Below are 23,702 nucleotides of genomic sequence, written 5' to 3' on the forward strand. Positions count from 1 at the left end.
GTATCAATCTCGTACCACATTTTAGTGGTACGAGATTTTTTTTGCGTTTAATTTTAGTAACTTTGAAATAAAGAGCATCTTTTGGGGAACGAGAACATCGACATCACATCATTTTTAGAGTATCTTCTTTTAGAGAAGGGATATTCAAAGCATACGATTATCGCTTATAGAAAAGATCTTATTGATTTTAGCAGTTTTTGTGCACTCCATTTTGATCAAGAAAGCATAACAGTAGTAGCGTATGCGCAAGTTAGACGTTGGATTGTAAGCTTGGTTGCAGCTGATATTTCCAACAGTACGATCAATAGAAAAGTAAGTTCTTTAAAGTCCTTCTATAAATTCCTTCAGAAATCATCACAAATAGAAAACAATCCACTTTCAAAGCACAAATCACTTAAAGTTGCAAAAAGGGTGCAGGTACCTTTTACCGCAAAAGAGATAAATGCAGTATTAGAAAACATGGCTGGAGGACAAAATTTTGAAGCTTGTCGCAATAGGTTGTTGGTAGAGTTATTATATTCTACAGGTATGCGAAGGGCAGAGTTAATTAGTATTCAGGAGGTAGACGTCAATTGTGCAGACCAAACAATTAAAGTTGTAGGAAAAAGAAATAAAGAGCGGTACGTTCCCATATTGTCATCCGTGTTGCAAACAATAAAAGAGTACCAAGGTTTAAAAGCAACAATCGATGGAGGTTCGGGTTTTTTTTTAATTACTTCGAAAGGAAATAAATTATATGAAACACTTGTCTATAGGATTATAAATTCCTATTTTAGTAAGATATCTTCAAAGGTGAAAAAGAGTCCACATATTTTAAGGCATTCTTTTGCAACACATCTTTTAAATGAAGGTGCAGATTTAAATTCGGTTAAAGAATTGCTAGGGCATTCTTCTTTAGCCTCCACCCAAGTCTATACGCACAATAGTTTGGATGCAATTAAAAATATATATAAACAAGCGCACCCTAGGAGCAATAAAAAACAATGACGAATGAAAGTATTCACACAATCAGTAAATTTTAATGCAGATATTGAATTAATTGAACTTGTAGAGGCGAAGGTTTTAGCATTGACAAAGTTTCATGATAAAATTGTAGACGCAGAGGTTTTTTTGAAAGTTCAAAAGACAAGCAGCAAGGAAAACAAAATAACGGAAGTAAAGCTCAATATTCCCGGCAGTGAGTTGATCGTGAAGCGAGATACTAAAACCTTTGAAGAGGGAATTAATCTTGCCGTAGATAGTTTAAAAAGACAGTTAAAAAGATCGAAAGAAAAACAGCGAGATTCTTTAATCTCTTAAAATGATAAAAAAATAAAATTTTTATCATTTTATGTTTTAAAATATAAAAAAACTTTATACATTTGCGGACCGTTAGAAATAGCGGTTTGTTTTTGGTATCAAAAGCCGATGTAGCTCAGCTGGCTAGAGCAGCTGATTTGTAATCAGCAGGTCGTGGGTTCGAGTCCCTCCATCGGCTCAAAAAACAAAAGAATTGTGCAAGCAATTATAAGTTCATTAAAATAGTAAATTAAAGGGGAGATACTCAAGCGGCCAACGAGGACGGACTGTAACTCCGTTGACTACGTCTTCGCAGGTTCGAATCCTGCTCTCCCCACAAATTTACATATTGCGAAAGTAGCTCAGTTGGTAGAGCGTCAGCCTTCCAAGCTGAATGTCGCCGGTTCGAACCCGGTCTTTCGCTCAAGGAGTTTTGTTTTGAAGAAAAGTATTTTAACTTTATGTCAAAATAAAAAAAAGAGTGGTTATTGTTGATTATAGTCGAAGTAAGACCATTCTTTAGCTCAAGATTATCAACAAGCCGGTGTAGCTCAGTTGGTAGAGCGCATCCTTGGTAGGGATGAGGTCGTGGGTTCAACTCCCATCGCTGGCTCTCAGAGTACGTATTATTTAGACACTAAACATATTTAAACTAAGAATTAAAATTAATAATCATGGCAAAAGCAAATTTTGACCGTTCGAAACCACACTTAAACATTGGTACTATCGGACACGTAGATCACGGTAAAACTACATTAACTGCCGCTATTACGAAAGTATTAGCTGATGCAGGATTTTCTGCAGCCTTATCATTTGATCAAATTGATAACGCACCAGAAGAAAAAGAAAGAGGTATCACAATAAACACGTCTCACGTAGAGTATCAAACCGCTAATCGACACTATGCACACGTTGACTGTCCAGGTCACGCGGATTATGTGAAGAATATGGTAACTGGTGCCGCTCAAATGGATGGAGCAATTCTAGTAGTTGCTGCAACAGATGGACCAATGCCACAGACAAGAGAACATATTTTATTAGGACGTCAGGTAGGAATTCCTCGTATGGTTGTATTCATGAATAAAGTGGATATGGTAGATGACGAAGAGTTGATTGAATTAGTAGATATGGAAATTAGAGAGTTGTTATCTTTCTATGAGTACGACGGAGATAATGGGCCTGTAATTGCTGGATCTGCTTTAGGAGCATTGAACGGTGAGCAGAAGTGGGTAGATACTGTTTTAGAATTAATGGCTGCTGTAGATGTTTGGATTGAAGAGCCTTTAAGAGAAGTTGATAAGCCTTTCTTAATGCCTGTTGAGGATGTGTTTTCAATTACTGGTCGTGGAACTGTTGCAACAGGTCGTATCGAAACAGGAATTGCAAATACAGGAGATACTGTAGATATTATCGGTATGGGAGCTGAAAAAATGACTTCTACTGTTACTGGTATTGAAATGTTCCGTCAAATTTTAAACAGAGGTGAGGCAGGAGATAATGCAGGAATCTTATTGAGAGGTATTGCTAAAGAAGATATTAAAAGAGGTATGGTAATCTGTAAGCCAGGTTCTGTAACACCACACGCAAAGTTCAAAGCAGAGGTTTATGTTTTGAAAAAAGAAGAAGGTGGACGTCATACTCCATTTCATAACAACTACCGCCCACAATTTTATGTAAGAACTACGGATGTTACAGGTACAATTAATTTACCTGATGGTGTTGAAATGGTAATGCCAGGAGATAACTTGACAATTACGGTAGATTTATTACAACCGATTGCTTTAAATATTGGTTTACGTTTTGCAATTCGTGAGGGTGGTAGAACTGTAGGAGCTGGTCAAGTAACAGAGGTTTTAGATTAAAACAAAGTAGTATTTTACTATTTATATTTTTAAAAGGCGTCACGCTATAAGCGTGATGCCTTTATCAATGAATAAGAAACGGGCGTAGTTCAGCGGTAGAGCACTGGTCTCCAAAACCAGCTGTCGGGAGTTCGAATCTCTCCGCCCGTGCAAAAACATACAATTAGAATGAAGTTTATACAATATATTAAAGATTCTTTTGATGAGTTAGGAAACAATGTGACTTGGATCTCAAAAGAAGACGCTCAAAAAACAACGGTAACAGTTGCTGTATTTACTATTTTGTTTGCGTTGGCAGTAGCAGGTATAGATTATGTTTTTCAAACAGGTCTTGATAATTTTTTCACAATGTTTAAAACAAACTAATAATGGCGACTGATTCAGTAATGAAATGGTATGTTGTTAGAGCCATTGGGGGACAAGAAAACAAAGTAAAAGCATATATAGAAACTGAAATAGCGCGATTGGGTTTATCAGATTTTGTAAGTCAGGTAATTGTTCCAACAGAGAAAGTAATTCAAATAAAAGACGGAAAAAAAATAAACAAAGAGAAAGTTTATTTTCCTGGTTATATTATGGTAGAGGCAAATCTTTCAGGAGAAGTGCCACACGTAATAAAAGGAATTACTGGTGTTATTGGGTTTCTTGGTGAGGTCAAAGGAGGCGCACCAGTTCCGATGCGTAAGGCAGAGGTAAACAGAATGTTAGGAAAAGTAGACGAGTTGTCGATACAGGACGAAAACGTGGCAATTCCTTTTGACATTGGCGAAACAGTAAAAGTTGTGGATGGTCCGTTTAACGGATTCGACGGAACGATTGAAAAAGTAAATGAAGAGAAGCGTAAACTTGAAGTAATGGTGAAAATATTCGGAAGAAAAACACCTTTAGAGTTAAGTTATATGCAAGTAGAAAAGATATAATTGTTACACAAATATATAATAGAGCGGTTTGTTTTTAGCTTCCAAAATAAAACAAATCATTAAACATTTTTAAAATGGCAAAAGAAGTTAGTAAAGTAGTTAAGTTACAAGTTAAGGGAGGCGCAGCGAATCCATCGCCGCCGGTTGGACCCGCTTTAGGTGCTGCTGGTGTTAACATTATGGAGTTCTGTAAACAGTTTAATGCAAGAACGCAAGACAAACAAGGAAAAGTACTTCCTGTTGTTATTACTGTTTTCAAAGACAAATCATTTGATTTTCTTATCAAAACTCCTCCTGCAGCAGTCCAGTTACTAGAAGTGGCCAAAATTAAAAAAGGTTCAGGAGAACCAAACAGGAAAAAAGTGGCATCAGTTACTTGGGATCAAATACAAGTTATTGCAGAAGATAAAATGGTAGATTTAAATGCCTTTGAAATTTCTTCAGCAATGCGTATGATTGCAGGTACAGCACGTTCTATGGGATTAACAGTAAAAGGTAATGCACCAGCATAAACTTTATAAAAAGTAGTAAAATGGCAAAATTAACAAAAAAGCAAAAAGAAGCTCACGCAAAGTTAGATAGCTCCAAATCGTATGGTTTAGCAGCAGCTTCAGCGCTAGTCAAAGACATTACGAATGTAAAGTTTGATGCATCAGTAGATTTAGCAATTCGTTTAGGAGTAGATCCTAGAAAAGCGAATCAAATGGTACGTGGTGTTGTAACCTTACCTCACGGTACTGGTAAAGATGTAAAAGTATTAGCATTGGTAACTCCAGATAAGGAAGCAGAAGCATTAGAAGCAGGCGCAGATTATGTTGGATTAGATGAGTATCTTCAAAAGATTAAAGGCGGCTGGACAGATGTAGACGTAATTATTACCATGCCAAGTGTGATGGGAAAATTAGGTCCCTTAGGTAGAATTTTAGGACCTAGAGGCTTGATGCCAAACCCAAAGACGGGTACGGTAACAATGGATGTTGCAAAAGCTGTGCAAGATGTGAAAGCTGGTAAAATTGATTTTAAAGTCGATAAAACAGGTATCATTCATGCTGCAATTGGTAAAGTATCTTTCGATGCTAAGAAAATTGAAGAGAATGCCAATGAATTAATTCAAACAATTATTAAATTGAAACCAACAACTGCAAAGGGAACGTATGTAAAAAGCGTTTTTATGTCTAGTACGATGAGTCCTAGTATTGAAGTTGAGGTGAAAGCTGTTTAATACGTTAAAACTTATAATCATGACTAGAGAAGAGAAATCACAGGTAATACAAGATTTAACAGCAGTATTAGCAGGAACAAATACATTATACTTAGCAGATATTTCAGGATTAAACGCACAAACAACTACAAATTTACGTAGAGCATGTTACAAAGCAGACATCCAGCTATCCGTTGTTAAGAATACACTACTTGCAAAAGCGATGGAGGCTTCAGACAAAGATTTTGGAGAATTGTCAGGCGTTTTGAAAGGAAATACTTCAATGATGATCTCAGAGGCTGCAAATGCACCTGCGAGGCTGATCAAGGAGTTTAGAAGAAAATCCAAGGATCGTCCTTTATTAAAGGGAGCCTTTGCAGAGGAATCTGTTTATATTGGAGATGATCAGTTAGATGCTTTGGTAGACATCAAGTCGAAAGAAGAACTAATTGGAGAAATCATTGGATTATTACAGTCTCCTGCTAAAAATGTTATTTCAGCATTGCAGTCAGGTGGACAAAAACTTTCAGGAATTCTTAAAACTTTATCTGAAAGATAATTACGCGCACAAATAAACTATAATAAACAAAATTTTTAAAAACAATTAAAATGGCAGAATTAAAAGATTTCGCAGAGCAATTAGTTAACTTGACAGTAAAAGAAGTTAATGAATTAGCTACCATCTTAAAAGATGAGTATGGTATTGAGCCAGCAGCAGCAGCAGCAGTAGTAGTAGGACCAGCAGCAGGTGGTGAAGAGGCTGCAGAGGAGCAGACTGAATTTGACGTTATTTTAACAGCAGCAGGTGCTTCTAAACTTGCAGTTGTAAAATTAGTTAAAGAATTAACTGGTTTAGGTTTGAAAGAAGCTAAAGGTATCGTAGATAGCGCACCAGCAGCAGTAAAAGAAGGTGTTTCTAAGGATGAAGCAGCAGCATTGAAAGCATCATTAGAAGAGGCTGGAGCTGAAGTAGAGCTTAAGTAAGCTTTTTAACCCGATGAAGCTTATGGCTTAACGGGAAAACAAATTTAGGTTTAGGTACTAGAAATGCATGTTTTTAGGCCTAAACCATTTTGTGTATATATTCGTTTTTTATTATAATTCAGATTTTAATTAAAAAAATATTCTCTTTTGGCAACGAAAAACACAACTGAAAGAATCAACTTCGCAACTTCTCAAATGATAAAGGAGTATCCAGATTTCTTGGATATTCAGGTAAAATCTTTTCAAGATTTTTTCCAACTTCAGACTAAAGCAGAAGAAAGAGGAGAAGAGGGTTTGTACAAAACCTTCATGGATAACTTTCCTATTACTGATACAAGAAATCATTTTGTATTAGAATTCTTAGATTATTTTGTAGATCCACCTAGATACTCAATTCAAGAGTGTATTGAGCGTGGATTGACACATAGTGTGCCATTAAAGGCACGTCTAAAGCTATACTGTACGGATCCAGAACACGAGGATTTTGAAACGATTGTTCAGGATGTATATCTTGGAACAATTCCGTACATGACAAATTCTGGTGCTTTTGTAATTAACGGTGCAGAGCGTGTAGTAGTCTCTCAATTACACAGGTCTCCTGGAGTATTTTTTGGGCAATCTTTCCACGCAAACGGTACAAAATTATATTCGGCAAGAGTAATTCCTTTTAAAGGTTCTTGGATAGAATTTGCTACCGATATCAATCAAGTAATGTATGCTTATATTGATAGAAAGAAAAAATTACCAGTAACGACATTATTCAGAGCCATTGGTTTTGAAAGAGATAAAGATATTCTAGAGATTTTTGATCTTGCAGAAGAAGTGAAAGTTTCTAAGGCGGGATTGAAGAAAGTATTGGGACGTAAATTGGCTGCTAGAGTTTTAAAAACATGGCACGAGGATTTTGTAGATGAAGATACAGGTGAAGTGGTTTCAATCGAAAGAAATGAAATCATTTTTGATCGGGATACTATTTTAGATAAAGAACACATAGACGAAATAATAGAAGCGGGTGCTAAAACGGTTTTACTTCACAAGGAAGATAACGATACGGCAGATTACGCGATTATTCACAATACCTTACAAAAGGATCCTACGAATTCTGAGAAAGAAGCAGTAGAGCATATCTATAGACAACTTCGTAATGCAGAACCGCCAGATGAGGAGACTGCAAGAGGTATTATTGATAAGTTATTCTTTTCTGAGCAAAGATATAATTTAGGAGAAGTTGGTCGTTTTAGAATGAACACCAAGTTGCAACTAAATGAACCAATTGATCAAAAAGTATTAACGAAATTAGACATTATAACGATTATTAAATACTTAATTGAATTGATCAACTCCAAAGCTGAAGTTGATGATATTGATCATTTATCGAATAGACGTGTACGAACTGTTGGAGAACAATTAGCAGGTCAGTTTGGTGTTGGTTTAGCGCGTATGGCTAGAACAATTCGCGAGCGTATGAATGTGCGTGACAACGAAGTGTTTACTCCGATTGACTTGATCAATGCAAAAACATTATCATCTGTTATCAACTCGTTTTTTGGTACCAATCAGTTGTCTCAGTTTATGGATCAAACAAATCCATTAGCAGAAATTACGCACAAGCGTAGGTTGTCTGCACTTGGACCTGGAGGTTTATCAAGAGAAAGAGCAGGATTTGAGGTGCGTGATGTGCATTATACGCATTACGGACGTTTGTGTCCAATAGAAACTCCTGAAGGACCAAATATTGGTTTAATTTCTTCACTTGCAGTGTTTGCAAAAGTGAATAATTTAGGATTTATTGAAACTCCTTACAGAAAAGTAGAGAATGGAGTGGTGACTACAGATGAGCCTATTTACTTAAGTGCAGAAGAGGAAGAAGGTATGAAAATTGCCCAATCTAATTTACAGCTTAGCAATGAAGGAAACATTACTCTAGATAGAGTTATTGCGCGTGAGGAAGGAGATTTCCCTGTGGTTAATCCAGATGAGATTAATTATATGGATGTTGCCCCAAACCAAATTGCTTCAATATCGGCGTCTTTGATTCCGTTTTTAGAGCATGATGATGCCAACCGAGCATTAATGGGATCTAACATGATGCGTCAGGCAGTGCCATTATTACGTCCAGAATCTCCAATTGTTGGAACTGGTTTAGAGCGCAGAGTTGCAAAAGATTCTCGTATCTTAATCAATGCTGAAGGAGCGGGTGTAGTGCAGTATGTAGATGCAAATAAGATTACCATTAAGTATGACAGAACTGAGGAAGAAAAACTAGTTAGTTTTGATTCTGATGAAATATCATATAACTTAATTAAATTTAGAAAAACCAATCAAGGAACGTCAATTAATCTGAAGCCGATTGTAGTAAGAGGAGACAGAGTAACTGAAGGTCAAGTTCTTTGTGAGGGGTATGCAACACAAAAAGGAGAATTAGCTTTAGGAAGAAATATGAAAGTAGCCTTTATGCCTTGGAAAGGGTATAACTTTGAGGATGCAATTGTAATTTCAGAAAGAGTAGTTCGAGAAGATATATTCACATCCATTCATATTGATGAGTATTCTTTAGACGTACGAGATACAAAATTAGGAATTGAAGAATTAACTAATGATATCCCGAATGTGTCTGAAGAAGCTACAAAAGATTTGGATGAAAATGGAATGATCAGAATTGGAGCAGAAGTGAATCCTGGAGACATCTTAATAGGTAAGATCACACCGAAAGGAGAATCAGATCCAACTCCTGAAGAAAAATTATTACGTGCAATTTTTGGAGATAAAGCAGGAGATGTAAAAGATGCCTCTTTAAAAGCTTCACCATCATTAAGAGGGGTAGTAATTGATAAAAAGTTATTCAGAAGAGCCGTTAAGGATAAGAACAAAAGATTACAAGACAAAGAAGCAGTTGCTAATTTAGAATCTTCTTTTGTTTCACAGTTTGAAGGATTAAAAGATGAATTAATTGAAAAGTTATTCACTTTAATTAGCGGAAAAACATCACAAGGAGTATTTAATGATTTAGGTGAAGAAGTTTTACCAAAAGGTAAAAAGTATACGCTTAAAATGTTAAATTCTGTAGATGATTATGTGCATTTAACGGGTTCTTGGACAACGGACAAAGAATTGAATGATTTGGTAGGTGAATTAGTTCACAATTACAAAATCAAGGTAAATGATTTACAAGGTTCTTTACGTCGCCAAAAGTTTACAATTTCTGTTGGAGATGAATTGCCTGCAGGAATTTTAAAATTAGCGAAAGTATACATCGCTAAAAAGCGAAAACTGAAGGTAGGAGATAAAATGGCGGGACGTCATGGTAATAAAGGTATTGTGGCCCGTATTGTACGAGCAGAGGACATGCCTTTCTTAGAAGATGGAACTCCTGTAGACATCGTGTTAAATCCATTGGGAGTACCTTCTCGTATGAATATTGGTCAAATTTATGAAACTGTTCTTGGTTGGGCAGGTCAGAAGTTAGGAACAAAGTATGCAACACCAATTTTTGACGGTGCATCTTTAGACCAGATCAATGTAATTACAGACAGTGCTGGTGTTCCTAGATTTGGACATACGTATTTATATGATGGTGGAACTGGAAAACGTTTCGATCAGCCTGCGACGGTTGGAATCATCTATATGATAAAGTTAGGACACATGATTGAAGACAAAATGCATGCGCGTTCTATAGGACCGTATTCATTAATTACACAGCAACCATTGGGTGGTAAAGCTCAGTTTGGTGGTCAACGTTTTGGAGAGATGGAAGTTTGGGCATTGGAAGCATATGGTGCTTCTAGTATCTTAAGAGAAATCTTAACTGTTAAATCTGATGATGTGATGGGTAGAGCTAAAACATACGAAAGTATTGTAAAAGGTGAAGCGATGCCAGAACCAGGTTTACCAGAGTCATTTAATGTCTTAATGCACGAACTGAAAGGTTTAGGATTGGACGTTAGATTAGAAGAATAATTATTTACAAAGGGCTTTGCAAGGGGGTAAAACCCCTTGTATAAACTGAACACTTGAAATAAGATGGCAAGAAAACAAGAGAAGTACACTGTAAAAAAGTTTAACAAAATCTCAATTGGTTTATCATCACCAGAAGCAATTTTAGAAATTTCTAAAGGTGAAGTTTTAAAACCAGAAACTATAAATTACCGTACACACAAGCCAGAAAGAGATGGGTTGTTTTGTGAGCGTATTTTTGGTCCTGTTAAGGATTATGAGTGTGCTTGTGGAAAGTACAAAAGAATTCGTTACAAAGGAATTGTTTGTGATAGATGTGGAGTAGAAGTAACAGAAAAGAAAGTACGTAGAGATCGAGTTGGGCACATTAATTTAGTGGTACCAGTAGCTCATATTTGGTACTTTAGATCATTGCCTAATAAAATGGGATACCTTTTAGGTTTGCCTTCTAAAAAGTTAGACATGATTATTTACTACGAACGTTATGTAGTAATTCAACCAGGTATTGCCAAGAATGTTGAAGGAGAATCATTGCAGAAAATGGACTTCTTAACAGAGGAGGAGTACCTAGATATTGTTGATGAAATTCCACAAGAAAACCAATATTTAGATGACGCGGACCCAAACAAGTTCATCGCTAAAATGGGAGCAGAGTGTTTGATCGATTTATTAGCGCGTATTGATTTAGAATCGCTGTCTTTTGAATTGAGACACAAAGCAAATACCGAAACTTCAAAGCAACGTAAGACAGAAGCATTAAAGCGTTTGAATGTTGTCGAGGCATTTAAAGATTCTCAAAAGAACAGAGAGAACAATCCAGAATGGATGATCATGAAGGCAATTCCGGTAATTCCACCAGAATTAAGACCGTTGGTTCCCTTAGATGGTGGTCGTTTTGCAACGTCAGATTTAAATGATTTATACAGAAGAGTTATTATCAGAAACAACCGTCTTAAAAGGTTGGTTGAGATCAAAGCTCCTGAAGTAATTTTGCGTAATGAGAAGCGTATGTTGCAAGAATCAGTAGATTCATTATTTGACAACACGCGTAAATCATCTGCAGTAAAAACAGAATCTAACAGACCTTTAAAATCTTTATCAGATTCATTAAAGGGTAAACAAGGACGTTTCCGTCAGAATTTATTAGGAAAACGTGTTGATTATTCTGCACGTTCTGTAATTGTTGTAGGACCAGAGTTAAAATTATCAGAATGCGGTATTCCAAAGGATATGGCAGCTGAACTTTACAAGCCTTTCGTAATTCGTAAATTAATTGAAAGAGGTATCGTAAAAACAGTAAAATCTGCTAAGAAAATTATAGATAGAAAAGAGCCTGTAGTATGGGATATTTTAGAAAATGTAATCAAGGGACATCCTGTTTTGTTAAACAGAGCACCGACGTTACACAGACTTGGTATTCAAGCATTTCAGCCAAAATTAATTGAAGGAAAAGCGATACAATTGCATCCACTTGCATGTTCTGCCTTTAATGCCGATTTTGATGGAGATCAGATGGCAGTGCATTTACCATTAGGGCCAGAAGCTATTTTAGAAGCACAATTATTAATGTTGGCTTCTCATAATATTTTAAATCCTGCAAATGGTGCTCCAGTAACAGTTCCTTCTCAGGATATGGTACTTGGTTTATACTACATGACGAAAGAAAGAATTTCTACTCCAGAGGTGAAGATTAAAGGAGAAGGATTGACTTTTTATTCACCAGAAGAAGTAACGATTGCTTTTAACGAAGAAATGGTTGACTTGAACGCTGGTATTAAAGTAAGAACGTATGATGTTGACGAGGATGGAGAACAGGTTCGTAAAATTATAAAAACTACTGTTGGTAGAGTTTTATTTAATGAAGTTGTTCCTGCAAAGGCGGGTTATATCAATGAAGTTTTAACTAAGAAAAACTTACGTGGAATTATTGGTGGTATTTTAAAGGCTACTGATATCCCTACAACGGGAGCATTCTTAGATGAAATAAAAAATATGGGATATAAGTTTGCCTTCCAAGGTGGTTTATCTTTCTCATTAGGGGATATTATTATTCCTAAGGAAAAGCAAGGAATGATTGACGCTGCCAATAAAGAGGTAGAAGCAATTGTTGGGAATTATAACATGGGTATGCTAACGCAAAAAGAGCGTTACAATCAGGTAATTGACATTTGGGGTAGAACCAATAACGATTTAACTGAGTTATCTATGAAGCGTTTACGTGAAGATCAACAGGGTTTCAACTCGGTATACATGATGCTTGATTCTGGTGCGAGGGGTTCTAAGGAACAGATTCGTCAGTTGACAGGAATGCGTGGATTAATGGCAAAACCTAAAAAGTCTACTGCTGGTGGCGGAGAAATTATTGAGAATCCAATTCTTTCTAACTTTAAAGAGGGATTGTCAATTTTAGAGTATTTTATTTCTACACACGGTGCACGTAAGGGATTGGCAGATACCGCTTTAAAAACGGCAGATGCAGGATACCTAACACGTAGACTGGTAGATGTTTCGCAAGACGTTATTGTAAACGAAGAAGATTGTGGTACTTTAAGAGGAGTAGAAGTTGCTCCACTAAAGAAAAATGATGAAATCGTAGAATCGATAGCAGACAGAATTGAGGGGCGTGTTTCTTTGAATGACGTATACCACCCGATAACGGAAGAGTTGATTATTGCGGCAAATGAGCCAATTACATATAAATTAGCAGTTGCTGTTGAAAAATCAGGAATTGATAGTATTGAAGTAAGATCTCCTTTGTCATGTGAATCTACAAAAGGTATTTGTGCAAAATGTTACGGCCAAAGTTTATCTACTTTGAACAAAGTTCAAATTGGTGAAGCAGTGGGTGTAATTGCAGCGCAATCTATTGGAGAGCCTGGTACACAGTTAACATTGCGTACATTCCACGTAGGTGGAGTTGCAGGTAACATTTCTCAAGAGAATAAGTTAATCGCGAAATTTGACGGTACTGTAAGTATTGAAGACTTAAGAACAGTAACAGGTAAAGATAAAGAAGGTACTACGATAGATATTGTTATTTCTAGAACAGCAGAAATGAAAATTATCGATAAGAAAACTGGAATTACACAGAGTACAAATATCCTTCCTTATGGTTCAGTAATTTTTGATAAGGAAAGAAAAACCATTAAAAAAGGAGATACAATCGTACAATGGGATCCATTTAACGGTGTAATTGTTTCTGAATTTGAAGGAAAAGTAAAGTTTGATAATTTACAACAGGGAATTAACTATTCTGTGGAAATTGATGAACAAACAGGATTCCAGGAAAAGGTAATGATTGATTCTAAGAATAAGAAAATCATTGCTTCTTTAATTATAGAGGATAAGGATGGGAATGCATTGCGTTCTTACAGTTTGCCTTTAGGTGCGCACTTGATGATTAGCGATGGAGACATGGTTGAAGCAGGTCACACATTGGTTAAAATTCCAAGAAAATCTGGAAAAGCAGGAGATATTACAGGAGGATTGCCACGTGTAACAGAATTATTTGAAGCGCGTAACCCTTCTAATCCATCTGTAGTTTCAGAGATCGACGGTGTTGTTTCTTTCGGAAAAATAAAACGTGGTAATAGAGAAATTATCGTAGAATCTAAAACAGGAGATGTTAGCAAGTATTTAGTAAAGCTTTCAAATCAGATTTTAGTTCAGGAAAATGACTTTATCAAAGCGGGAATGCCATTGTCAGACGGAGCAACAACGCCTTCAGATATTTTAAGAATTAAGGGCCCTGCCGCAGTGCAAGAGTACTTAGTGAATGAAATACAAGAGGTATATCGTTTGCAAGGTGTGAAAATTAACGACAAACATTTTGAAGTTGTAGTGCGTCAAATGATGCGTAAAGTTAAGATTATTGATTCTGGAGATACTTTATTCTTAGAGAACCAGTTGATACATAAAATTGATTTTATTGAAGATAACGATGCTATTTTCGGAATGAAGGTTGTTGAGGAAGCTGGAGATTCTGAGAACCTAAAACCAGGTCAGATCATTTCAGCACGTCAATTAAGAGATGAAAATTCTTTGTTAAGAAGAAATGATCAAAACTTAGTAGAAGCAAGAGATGCGAAACCAGCAACGGCAGAGCAAGTGTTACAAGGAATTACAAGAGCATCACTACAAACAAAATCATTTATTTCTGCAGCCTCTTTCCAAGAGACTACAAAAGTATTAAATGAGGCTGCTGTGAGTGGTAAAATAGATACTTTAGAAGGATTGAAGGAGAATGTAATTGTAGGTAAGAGAATACCGGCAGGAACAGGAATGAGATCTTATGAAAAGATTCTTGTAGGTCCAAAGGACGAAATAGAAAAAAGTTTCTAAATAAAAACGTTGATACGTTTTAGAGTTTAAAAGTTGGATTGTATATTGTAATTTGTTTACAGTATTCAATTCAACTTTTTTTTTAAAGAAAGCGCAATACTGATAATTTTAAAGAAACACAATTTATATTATTATGGAAGAAAATCAAAATAAGGACGGGCAATTAAACATAGAACTAGATCAAGAAATTGCAGAGGGAACCTATTCTAACTTGGCAATTATCAATCATTCGGTCTCAGAATTTATTGTCGATTTTATTAACATTATGCCAGGTGTTCCAAAGGCAAAAGTAAAATCCAGAATTATTTTAACTCCACAACATGCAAAGCGTTTGACAAAAGCATTGGCAGACAATGTGCGAAAATTTGAGGAAGCAAATGGAGAGATTAAAGATTATGAGCAACCTACCATGCCCATGAGTTTTGGGCCTACAGGAAAGGCTTAATTTTAAAAAGTGAAACGAAAGTTTCACTTTTTTTTTGCGATCATCTCTTATTTTTTAAAAGCGCGTATGCCTGTTGTGCATACTGTTTTAAAGGTGCTGTTGCCCGAGTATAATGAAGGCTTAGAAATACAATTAGAAGTAGGAACAGTACTGCTCCGATCCCTACTTGTATGGGAGACAATACCTTTCCTATATTTTTGAATCCGATACCAATAAAGCTCCCGTACAACAGGATAAAATGGATTATATAAATAGCGAGTGTACTTTTTCCAATCGTTAAAAGTAGTGGGTATTTTAAAAACTTCTCTAGTCCGTAAAAGAGCGCGAAACACAGCAATACGTATCCCAGTTTAGAGAATAAATAATTGTAATTCGCAGCGTCTTTAAACACGTTTACGTCCGTAATGTTTGACAGTTGCAGTAGTATTTCGGAGGAGCCTAGAATGAGTAGCAATCCAAAAAACACAAATAAAGAGACGGCGCTTATTTTGAAATATTTTTTATGGACATTCCAATAAAATAAGGTGGCTATAAATGCGCCTATTGAAGAATAGCCGTACCAGGGAATTATTCTAAAAACAGTTCCATTATTTCTAGAAATATAATTGTGAATAAAAACAGGAATGCCTTCGATACTTAGGGCCCTGTATAACGGTTCTAAAACGAAGATTAGAATTCCTATGGATAAGGTTAAAAATGAGAAAGTCAACACGTTTTTACGGCATAGAAAATATAGAAGTACAGTAATGATTAAGCTCAAGCCAATGCAGTGCAAAACATCAACGGCTAAAAAGGAAGCGTTTGACCTTGACGAGAATAGGTTTAGGAGGTTTAGTCTTAAAAAATAACCAACACCAATAAGGTACAATCCTCTGCGAATGCCTTTTTTCATTCGAGAGTTCTCAATTCCTTTTTCTTTGGCTTTTAATAACAGGAAGGTAAAGATTAATCCCGAGATTGTAAAAAAAGTAGGCGCTGTAACTCCTCGAAAAAAAGACCAAAGGCTGTAGGTTTGAGAATCTAGGTTTCGGAAGGTGCTTGCTAACAGCGTATCGACAAAGTGACCTTGTAGCATCATCAATATTGCGAAAGCACGCACAATATCTATAAAATATAACCTTTCTTTATTCACATGTATTTTTTCTGCGTTAAATATAATATTATATTTAATTTTAAGTTTATATTTTATGTGTTTTTCTAAAGTATTGTTGCTATTGGTAGGTTAATATGGATATTTCATTTGTTTCAGAGATGGTAGTGGTATTAAAAAGAAGCTTAACCACAATAATTCTAAACAATTTACTTCTTGTTCTTAATGGGTGTTTTTGGCTTTTTTTGATTTTAATATATTGAAGTATTCACTCTTTTTTAGACTGCAATTAATTTTAGTTGAAGCGCAGTTTTTATTAGTGTAAATATAATTTTAACTAAACGTTAATATCAGCTCCGATTGATGTGAAAATTAGCTTTTTGTTTTTATTTAGTTAACGATTACAACCTCCTGTTATAAATACTTTTGGGGTTGTATTAACCAAACTGAGTATTTAAAATGAAACAATTTAATTTTTTACAGTTTTTGTGTGTAACGATATGCATGTCGTTCACAAGTATGAACACATCTGCGCAAACAGGAAATATAAGTGGGTTAATAGCTGATGGTAATGGTATTTCTGTTCCTGGAGCAAGTGTTTCTATTGATGGTTTGCGAAAAGGAGATATCTCTAAATTTGACGGTTCGTTTATTATTTTATCAGTGCCAGTAGGAAAGCATACCGTAAGAATTTCTTATTTAGGATATGATGATCTTAAAAAAGACGTTTTGGTGCAAGAAAACGAAACTACAACCACGAAATTTGAATTAAAATCTGGAGGTATTGCATTGGAAGGTATTGAAATAACGGCTTATAGTTTAAGTGGCCAGTCCAAAGCATTAAATATTCAAAAAAACAATTTAAATATTACCAATGTAGTGTCTACAGATCAAATTGGTAAATTTCCTGACGCAAATATTGGGGATGCTGTAAAGAGAATCCCAGGAATCACGATGCAGATAGATCAAGGTGAGGCAAGAAATATTATTATCAGAGGATTGTCTCCTCAATTGAATTCGGTAACTTTAAACGGAAGTAGAATTCCTTCTGCTGAAGGCGATAACAGAAATATACAGATGGATTTAATTCCTGCAGATATGATTCAGTCGATACAAGTAAACAAGGCGGTAACGCCTGATATGGACGCAGATGCTTTAGGAGGATCTGTAAATTTAATTACAAGAACAGCACCACAAGGTTTTAGATTGTCATCTACCCTAGGTTCTGGTGTCAACACAATAACAAATAAAAGGATTTTAAATGGTTCTTTTTTATTGGGAAATCGGTCTAACAACGGAAAATTCGGTTGGATGCTTGCTGCATCTGCAAATGACAATGATTTTGGCTCTGACAATATAGAAGCAGAATGGTCAGATGAATTTTCTTATAATGACGGCAGAGATGAAGTGGGTGTAGCTGTGAATCCGTATACCAATGTCTTTGAGCAAAGAACGTATTTAGTGCAAAGAGTTCGAAGAAGTTTTTCTGCAAATTTTGATTTTCAAGTGAACGAAAATAACAATATCTATTTAAAAACGATGTACAATTGGAGAGACGATCGTGAGAATAGATATCGATTTGAGCAAGAAATTTTAGACGCTGAAGACATTGGCATTGGCGACTTTACAATCACAGACAATACGCCAACAAGATTTCCTGTTGAAATAAAAAGACAAACTAAAGGAGGTTTGGATAATAACAGAAATAGGAATACGCGTTTGGAGGATCAAAAAATGCAAAATTATAGTTTTGGAGGGAATCATATTTTAGGGAACTTAAAAATTGATTGGATGTCTTCATTTGCCAAAGCCTCTGAAGAAAGGTTAAATGAGCGCTATGCAGAATTTAAATCGGAATATCAGATTAACAACGATATTTCAGACGCTAGACTCCCATTATTTACGCCCGTAAATTCTGCTGATTTTTCAAATCTATCAAATTTCGAATTTGGAGAGATAACGGAGGAAAATAAATATACAAAAGAGGAAGATGTAAATGCATTTATCAATTTCGAGCTCCCTTCAGATTTCTTTGGATATGGTGAAGGTTTTGTAAAGTTCGGTGCACGAGGTCGCTTCAAAACAAAGTTAAGAGATAATAATTTTTTTGAATTTGATTTAGAAAGTGCATTCCCAACGCTAGCTTCTGCTCCAAATAAAGATTATAGTGATTCTGATTATTTAGCAGGAAGTCAATACGAGTCCGGGGTTTTTGCAAGTGAAGCCTGGTTAGGAAGTTTAAGTTTAACTGACGGAGATACCGTAGATGACGAATTTCTAAGAGCAAATTATAATGTGGAAGAAAATGTTTGGGCTGCGTATCTTATGACGAATCAAAAACTTTCAGAGCAGTTAAGTGTGCTAGTAGGGTTGAGGTTTGAGCAGACAAACTTAACATCAACTGGAAATAATATCTTAGATGAAGACACACTAGCGGGCACATTAACAAAAAAAAGCTCCTATGCTAACATAATGCCTGGTGTTCATTTTAAATATGATGCCTCTAAGAACACTGTATTGCGATTTGCTTGGACAAATACTTTGGCTAGGCCAAACTATGCGGACATCACACCTACGCTAGATATAGTTGCTAGTGATGAAGAAGTCTTTACAGGAAATCCTGATTTAGCACCAACAACTTCAATGAATTTCGATGTAATGGCAGAAACTTACTTTAGTAATGTAGGAATCCTTTCTGGAGGTCTGTTCTATAAGAATATCAATGATTTTGTGTACACTTTTCAATCGGAAACGACGGCAGATACATTTGGTCCTGAGACTACAGGATTTGAAGTATTTCAACCTTTAAACGGTGACAAAGCGTCAATTTTTGGTGTAGAAGTAGCATTGCAAAAAAAGTTAGATTTTTTACCTGGGGTTTTAAAGAACTTTAGTTTGTATGCAAACTACACGTATTTAACTTCGGATGCGAGCGGAATTCGGAATGAAGATGGAGAAGAAAGAACAGACTTAGATTTGCCAAATACAACACCAAATATGTTCAATGCTTCTTTAGGATATGCAGATAAGCGTTTAAATGCAAGACTTTCTGCTAATTTTTCAGATTCTTATGTGGATGAAATTGGAGGAAACTCATTTGAAGACAGTTATTATGACAAACAATTTTTCCTAGATTTTAATGCGGGGTATACCATCAACAAGAATTTGAGAGTGTACGCAGATATTAATAATATTACAAATCAACCTTTGCGTTATTTCCAAGGGGTTCGCAATAGAACAGCGCAATTGGAATATTATGGAAGAAGAATCACTTTCGGTTTAAAATATGATTTATTTAAAAGATAACTAATTATGATTTTTAAATTTAAAAACAAAGCACAGAAAAGTATGTATATCCTTGCTGTTTTTACATTATTTTATTGTGAGGTGAGAAACACAATTGCGCTCATTAAACCAGATATAATTACAGAAAGCACATTGAATGATACTGATGATCCTGCAATTTGGGTGCATCCAACAGACCGCTCACAAAGTATTGTTTTTGGAACAGACAAGGAAACAAATGGCGCTATCTACGCTTTTAATTTGGAAGGTAAGGTTCTCGAAGATAAGACGATTAGAAATATTAAAAGACCTAACAATGTAGATGTAGCCTATGGTTTTCAAATGAATGATACCACAACTACAGATATACTTGTGTTTACAGAAAGAGAAAAAATGCAGCTGCGCATATTTTCTGTTCCAGAGATGAAACCTATCGATGCTGGTGGCTTTAAAGTTTTTGAGGATGAAGAAAACTCAGAAAATAAACTTCCTATGGGAATTGCTATCTATAAATCACCGATAGATACTAGTTTTTATGCAATTATTAGTAGAAAATCTGGACCAAAACAAGGCTATTTGTATCAATATAAATTGGTGAGAGAAGCCAACGGTATTCAAGCTAAATTGGTGCGAAAGTTTGGTGATTTTAGCGGTAAAAAGGAAATAGAAGCGATTGCTGTGGATGCGGAGATGGGTTTTATCTATTATGCGGATGAGGGGCACGGTATTCGAAAATACTATGCAGAACCTTCAAAAGGAAATAAAGAAATTAGTTGTTTTGGAGCGGAATATTTTAAGAACGATATTGAAGGTATTGCGATTGCTAAATTTGACGATAATGCTGGTTATCTTATTGTATCAGATCAGCAAAGAGGTCAATTTAATGTGTTTGATAGGACAACAAATAAATTTATAAATGCAGTGAATTTATCAACTTTAGGAACTGATGGGTGCGAAGTGGTAACAATTCCTTTGAACGAAAAATTTAAAAGCGGTTTGTTTGTAGCGATGAATGAAGAGAAAAATTTTTACTTCTATGATTTAGATAAAGTATTGAAATAACTTGTATTTAAAAAAAGCGAAACTTGTTGGTTTCGCTTTTTTAATTTTAAATTTTCCTTGTTTTATTCAAGAGCCAATAATCAGCTAAAACCAGCGCAGTCATTGCTTCTATAATTGGCACCGCTCTAGGAACAACACAAGGATCATGCCTTCCTTTTCCGGTGATCTCTGTCAGTTCATTTTCAGAGTTTATTGTTTGCTGCGAGCTCATAATGGTAGCAACTGGTTTGAAGGCAACTTTAAAGTAAATATCCATGCCGTTGCTAATACCCCCTTGGATTCCTCCAGAGAGATTTGATTGTGTTGAGCCATCAGCGTTAAAAACGTCATTGTGTTCAGATCCTTTCATTTTTGAACCACTAAATCCACTGCCAAATTCAAATCCTTTTACTGCATTAATCGACAGCATTGCCTTCCCTAATTCGGCATGCAATTTATGAAAAATAGGCTCTCCTAGGCCAACAGGAACATTTTGGGCAACACAAGTGATGATACCTCCAATCGTATCTCCAGCTTTTCTGATTTCTTTTATTTTAGTAATCATTCTTTCTGCAGACGCATCGTCTGGGCATCTTACAATATTACTTTCAGTTTTCGTAAAATCTAACTCTTGGTAGGGGATATCAAGAGAAATTTCGCCAACAGAAGAGGTGAATGCATTTATTTGAATCGACGAGATCAATTGTTTTGCCAAAGCACCTGCAACAACCCAATTGGCAGTCTCACGTGCAGAACTTCTACCGCCGCCTCGAAAATCTCTAAAACCATATTTTTGGTCGTAGGTAAAATCGGCATGGGATGGTCTGTATACGTTGGTATTGTTGTTGTAATCTTTTGATTTCTGATTGGTATTTCTAATGACAAAGCCAATAGAGGTTCCAGTAGTTTTTCCTTCAAAAAGCCCCGAAAGGAATTCAACTGTATCGGGTTCTTTGCGCTGTGTGACAATCTTTGACTGTCCGGGTTTGCGTCTGTTTAATTCTTCTTGAATTGCTTCAAAATCTACTTTTAGACCTGCAGGAAAACCGTCGATAACACCGCCAATAGCAGTTCCGTGAGATTCACCATAGGTGGTTACTTTTAATAAATTTCCAAAAGAATTAAAGGACATGATTTTTTTGCTTTTAAATAAGATACAAAGATACTAAAGTCAATAAAAGTAATTTCTAATTATCTCTTTTATATACTGATTTCCATATTTTTTTACGCTTGGTAAAATCTTGATTTATAGAAATATACTTGTGATTCTAAATTATATTCAAAAAACAAAAAAAAATAATCACTTTTTTGTTTTTTAGAATAGAAAACCTTTCTATATTTGCACCCGCAATCAGGACATACCTGATACGACTTCTGGAGAAATGGCAGAGCGGTCGAATGCGGCAGTCTTGAAAACTGTTGACTGTAACAGGTCCGGGGGTTCGAATCCCTCTTTCTCCGCAACAGAAACCCACAACATTGTTGTGGGTTTCTTATTTTAAAAAAACAAACTCGTTTGTGTTTTTAAATCATAGAATGAAAAGTTTTAAAACTATCAACGAAGTTGCCGCTTTAAATATTTTCACAACCGAGTAACCTCAACAGTAAATTAATTCTAAATTGTTTTTTATCCCTTTTTTATCCCTTTTTCAGCTCTTTCATAGTTGTAAAATAATTATAATAGTTTTCCAAAAAATATCCTAAAATACTATTCTATTGCTGCACCTATTCAAAGAATAGAAAGCGAGGTATTGGGGTATTTGTAGCGGTATTGTGGAACGAACTTTTGCAAAAGCAACTATTTATTTCAACTCACAAGAAGGTATTCTAGCCATATAAGTGTGTACATTTGAAAAAAAAAACAGAAAACACCTGACGTCAAAATTAAAAATTAAACTAATTATAATCAAAAGCAGATTGTAGTTTTACTTGTACTCAGGGACCTTAATAGTCGATTAAAATACCATAAAATAGTACCGTATAAAACCTGCACTTAATTCAGTTTATAGTAAAAAAATAGTCATCTTTATATTTGTACTGATTTCAAAAAATTTTGCACGTAAAGATTACTTTTAAAATAAACGAAATGAAAATACTTCATACTGCCGATTGGCATTTAGGACATCGATTGCTGGAACATTCTCAGTTAGAGGAACAAACTTTGTTTTTAAGTTGGATCGAAAGTTACATTATCGAAAATAATATTGATGTGCTCTTAATTTCGGGAGATATATTTGATACTGGCACACCTTCTCATCAAAGTTTAGGAATGTATTACAACTTTTTGGTACAGTTAAAAGCAACAACTTGTAAATCTGTTGTTATTACCGGTGGTAACCATGATTCTCCAGGAACTTTAAATGCACCCAAGCAGCTATTAGATGCGTTGTCTATAAAGGTAGTTGGTAAAGCTACTGAGAAAATTGAAGATGAAGTTTTTGAAATTGAAGTACTTGGAGAGAAGGTGATTGTTGGCGCCGTTCCTTACTTACGTGACGGCGACATTAGGCGCGCAGTAGCTGGAGAATCCTTTGACGAATTAACAGATAAGTATAAAACGGCATTAATCAATCATTATCATGCATCCGCAAAGCAATGTGAAAAAATAAATACAAGCAAAGCACCTGTTATTGCGATGGGTCATTTATTTGCCACTGGTGGCTCTGTTTCTGATAGTGAACAAAATATTTATGTTGGTACTTTGGGTCATATTGGCGCTGAGGATTTTCCAACTTATTTTGATTATATCGCTTTAGGTCATCTGCACAGACCCCAAATAATTGGAGGAAATGCTAAAGTTAGATATTCTGGATCGCCAAATATATTAAGTTTTAGTGAAATTGATTATGATAAGAAGGTCATTATTTTAACGATAGAAAATAACACAATTACTACGATTAAAGAGGGTGTTATTCCTTGTTTCAGAGAGTTTTACAGGCTAACAGGAACGGTAGTTGAATGTACAGATCAATTCCCTAATATTATTTCTAATTTGTATCAATTAACACCCTGGGTAGAAATTGTATTGAATGAGGACCGCTCCGTAAATACAGATTCTTTAAAAGAAATGGCCAAAAATCACTCATTTGAAATATTAAAAACTTCCTTTAAAAATCAACGGAAAACGAAAGGGATTGAAGAGCTTTTGGAAAATGCGAAATCTATCAAAGAATTGGTACCCACAGAAGTCTTTAGATTAAAATGTAAAGAAATGGGCTTTGATTTAGAAGAACAACCAAAAATTTGGGATGCTTTCAATGAAATTTTACAATCCGTTAAAAGTCAATAAAAGTAGCGAAAA

17 protein-coding genes and 6 tRNA genes are annotated in these 23,702 nt (G+C 35.4%); 21 read left to right on the plus strand and 2 right to left on the minus strand.

The genetic code is table 11. From position 1 onward, the window contains the following. Window positions 1–81: 81 nt before the first annotated feature. The 17 genes from PI23P_RS07405 (at window position 82) to PI23P_RS07485 (ending at window position 14,985) form a co-directional block, all read left to right on the plus strand. Window positions 82–987, plus strand: a complete 906-nt coding sequence (locus PI23P_RS07405) for a tyrosine-type recombinase/integrase (protein WP_004570162.1) — start codon at window positions 82–84, stop codon at window positions 985–987. A 3-nt stretch (window positions 988–990) separates the two neighbouring features. Beyond that, window positions 991–1,299: an HPF/RaiA family ribosome-associated protein gene (locus PI23P_RS07410; RefSeq protein ID WP_004570163.1), complete on the plus strand. Its 309-nt coding sequence runs from the start codon at window positions 991–993 to the stop codon at window positions 1,297–1,299. Between the two features lie 104 nt (window positions 1,300–1,403). Further along, window positions 1,404–1,477: transfer RNA gene (locus PI23P_RS07415), tRNA-Thr, on the plus strand. A gap of 56 nt (window positions 1,478–1,533) precedes the next feature. Beyond that, a tRNA-Tyr gene (locus PI23P_RS07420) sits at window positions 1,534–1,615 on the plus strand. 14 nt (window positions 1,616–1,629) lie between these two features. Continuing rightward, window positions 1,630–1,702, plus strand: a tRNA-Gly gene (locus tag PI23P_RS07425). 116 nt (window positions 1,703–1,818) lie between these two features. Then, window positions 1,819–1,891: transfer RNA gene (locus PI23P_RS07430), tRNA-Thr, on the plus strand. 61 nt (window positions 1,892–1,952) lie between these two features. After that, window positions 1,953–3,140 (plus strand): elongation factor Tu, encoded by a 1,188-nt coding sequence (gene tuf, locus PI23P_RS07435; protein ID WP_004570164.1) that lies wholly within the window; start codon window positions 1,953–1,955, stop codon window positions 3,138–3,140. A 78-nt stretch (window positions 3,141–3,218) separates the two neighbouring features. Continuing rightward, a tRNA-Trp gene (locus PI23P_RS07440) sits at window positions 3,219–3,290 on the plus strand. An 18-nt stretch (window positions 3,291–3,308) separates the two neighbouring features. Further along, the gene (secE, locus tag PI23P_RS07445) at window positions 3,309–3,506 is read left to right on the plus strand and encodes a preprotein translocase subunit SecE (RefSeq protein ID WP_004570165.1); all 198 of its coding nucleotides are present in this window, start codon (window positions 3,309–3,311) and stop codon (window positions 3,504–3,506) included. 2 nt (window positions 3,507–3,508) lie between these two features. After that, on the plus strand, window positions 3,509–4,060 hold the full coding sequence (gene nusG, locus PI23P_RS07450; RefSeq protein WP_004570166.1) for a transcription termination/antitermination protein NusG: 552 nt from the start codon (window positions 3,509–3,511) through the stop codon (window positions 4,058–4,060). Window positions 4,061–4,134: 74 nt separating this feature from the next. Then, a complete protein-coding gene (rplK, locus tag PI23P_RS07455) occupies window positions 4,135–4,572 on the plus strand; it encodes a 50S ribosomal protein L11 (protein ID WP_004570167.1) in 438 nt (145 codons plus the stop codon). Window positions 4,573–4,592: 20 nt separating this feature from the next. Next, entirely contained in the window at window positions 4,593–5,282 is a 690-nt protein-coding gene (rplA, locus tag PI23P_RS07460) for a 50S ribosomal protein L1 (protein ID WP_004570168.1), read from the plus strand. 19 nt (window positions 5,283–5,301) lie between these two features. Beyond that, the gene (gene rplJ / locus PI23P_RS07465) at window positions 5,302–5,820 is read left to right on the plus strand and encodes a 50S ribosomal protein L10 (protein WP_004570169.1); all 519 of its coding nucleotides are present in this window, start codon (window positions 5,302–5,304) and stop codon (window positions 5,818–5,820) included. Window positions 5,821–5,870: 50 nt separating this feature from the next. Beyond that, window positions 5,871–6,245 carry a 50S ribosomal protein L7/L12 gene (rplL, locus tag PI23P_RS07470; RefSeq protein ID WP_004570170.1) on the plus strand — a complete coding sequence of 125 codons (375 nt, stop codon included), beginning with the start codon at window positions 5,871–5,873 and terminating at the stop codon, window positions 6,243–6,245. A gap of 147 nt (window positions 6,246–6,392) precedes the next feature. Further along, entirely contained in the window at window positions 6,393–10,202 is a 3,810-nt protein-coding gene (gene rpoB / locus PI23P_RS07475; protein ID WP_004570171.1) for a DNA-directed RNA polymerase subunit beta, read from the plus strand. A gap of 63 nt (window positions 10,203–10,265) precedes the next feature. Beyond that, window positions 10,266–14,540 (plus strand): DNA-directed RNA polymerase subunit beta', encoded by a 4,275-nt coding sequence (gene rpoC, locus PI23P_RS07480; protein ID WP_004570172.1) that lies wholly within the window; start codon window positions 10,266–10,268, stop codon window positions 14,538–14,540. A gap of 133 nt (window positions 14,541–14,673) precedes the next feature. Beyond that, window positions 14,674–14,985 (plus strand): DUF3467 domain-containing protein, encoded by a 312-nt coding sequence (locus PI23P_RS07485; RefSeq protein ID WP_004570173.1) that lies wholly within the window; start codon window positions 14,674–14,676, stop codon window positions 14,983–14,985. A gap of 40 nt (window positions 14,986–15,025) precedes the next feature. Here the strand turns inward: PI23P_RS07485 and PI23P_RS07490 are convergent, their stop codons facing one another. Next, window positions 15,026–16,117: a heparan-alpha-glucosaminide N-acetyltransferase domain-containing protein gene (locus PI23P_RS07490; protein ID WP_081439188.1), complete on the minus strand. Its 1,092-nt coding sequence runs from the start codon at window positions 16,115–16,117 to the stop codon at window positions 15,026–15,028. A 477-nt stretch (window positions 16,118–16,594) separates the two neighbouring features. Between PI23P_RS07490 and PI23P_RS07495 the strand changes: the two genes are divergently transcribed. Then, window positions 16,595–19,381: a TonB-dependent receptor gene (locus tag PI23P_RS07495; RefSeq protein WP_004570175.1), complete on the plus strand. Its 2,787-nt coding sequence runs from the start codon at window positions 16,595–16,597 to the stop codon at window positions 19,379–19,381. A gap of 6 nt (window positions 19,382–19,387) precedes the next feature. Continuing rightward, the gene (locus tag PI23P_RS07500) at window positions 19,388–20,422 is read left to right on the plus strand and encodes a phytase (RefSeq protein WP_004570176.1); all 1,035 of its coding nucleotides are present in this window, start codon (window positions 19,388–19,390) and stop codon (window positions 20,420–20,422) included. A 46-nt stretch (window positions 20,423–20,468) separates the two neighbouring features. On the opposite strand, the gene aroC is transcribed toward PI23P_RS07500, so the two are convergent. Beyond that, window positions 20,469–21,533 (minus strand): chorismate synthase, encoded by a 1,065-nt coding sequence (aroC, locus tag PI23P_RS07505; protein ID WP_004570177.1) that lies wholly within the window; start codon window positions 21,531–21,533, stop codon window positions 20,469–20,471. Window positions 21,534–21,777: 244 nt separating this feature from the next. Here aroC and PI23P_RS07510 point away from each other — a divergent pair. Beyond that, window positions 21,778–21,862: transfer RNA gene (locus tag PI23P_RS07510), tRNA-Ser, on the plus strand. Window positions 21,863–22,487: 625 nt separating this feature from the next. Then, window positions 22,488–23,690, plus strand: coding sequence for an exonuclease SbcCD subunit D C-terminal domain-containing protein (locus tag PI23P_RS07515; protein ID WP_004570178.1), 1,203 nt, complete (start codon window positions 22,488–22,490; stop codon window positions 23,688–23,690). The last annotated feature ends 12 nt before the right edge of the window (window positions 23,691–23,702 follow it).

The organism is Polaribacter irgensii 23-P, from assembly GCF_000153225.1.
GTDB classification, from domain to species: domain Bacteria; phylum Bacteroidota; class Bacteroidia; order Flavobacteriales; family Flavobacteriaceae; genus Polaribacter; species Polaribacter irgensii.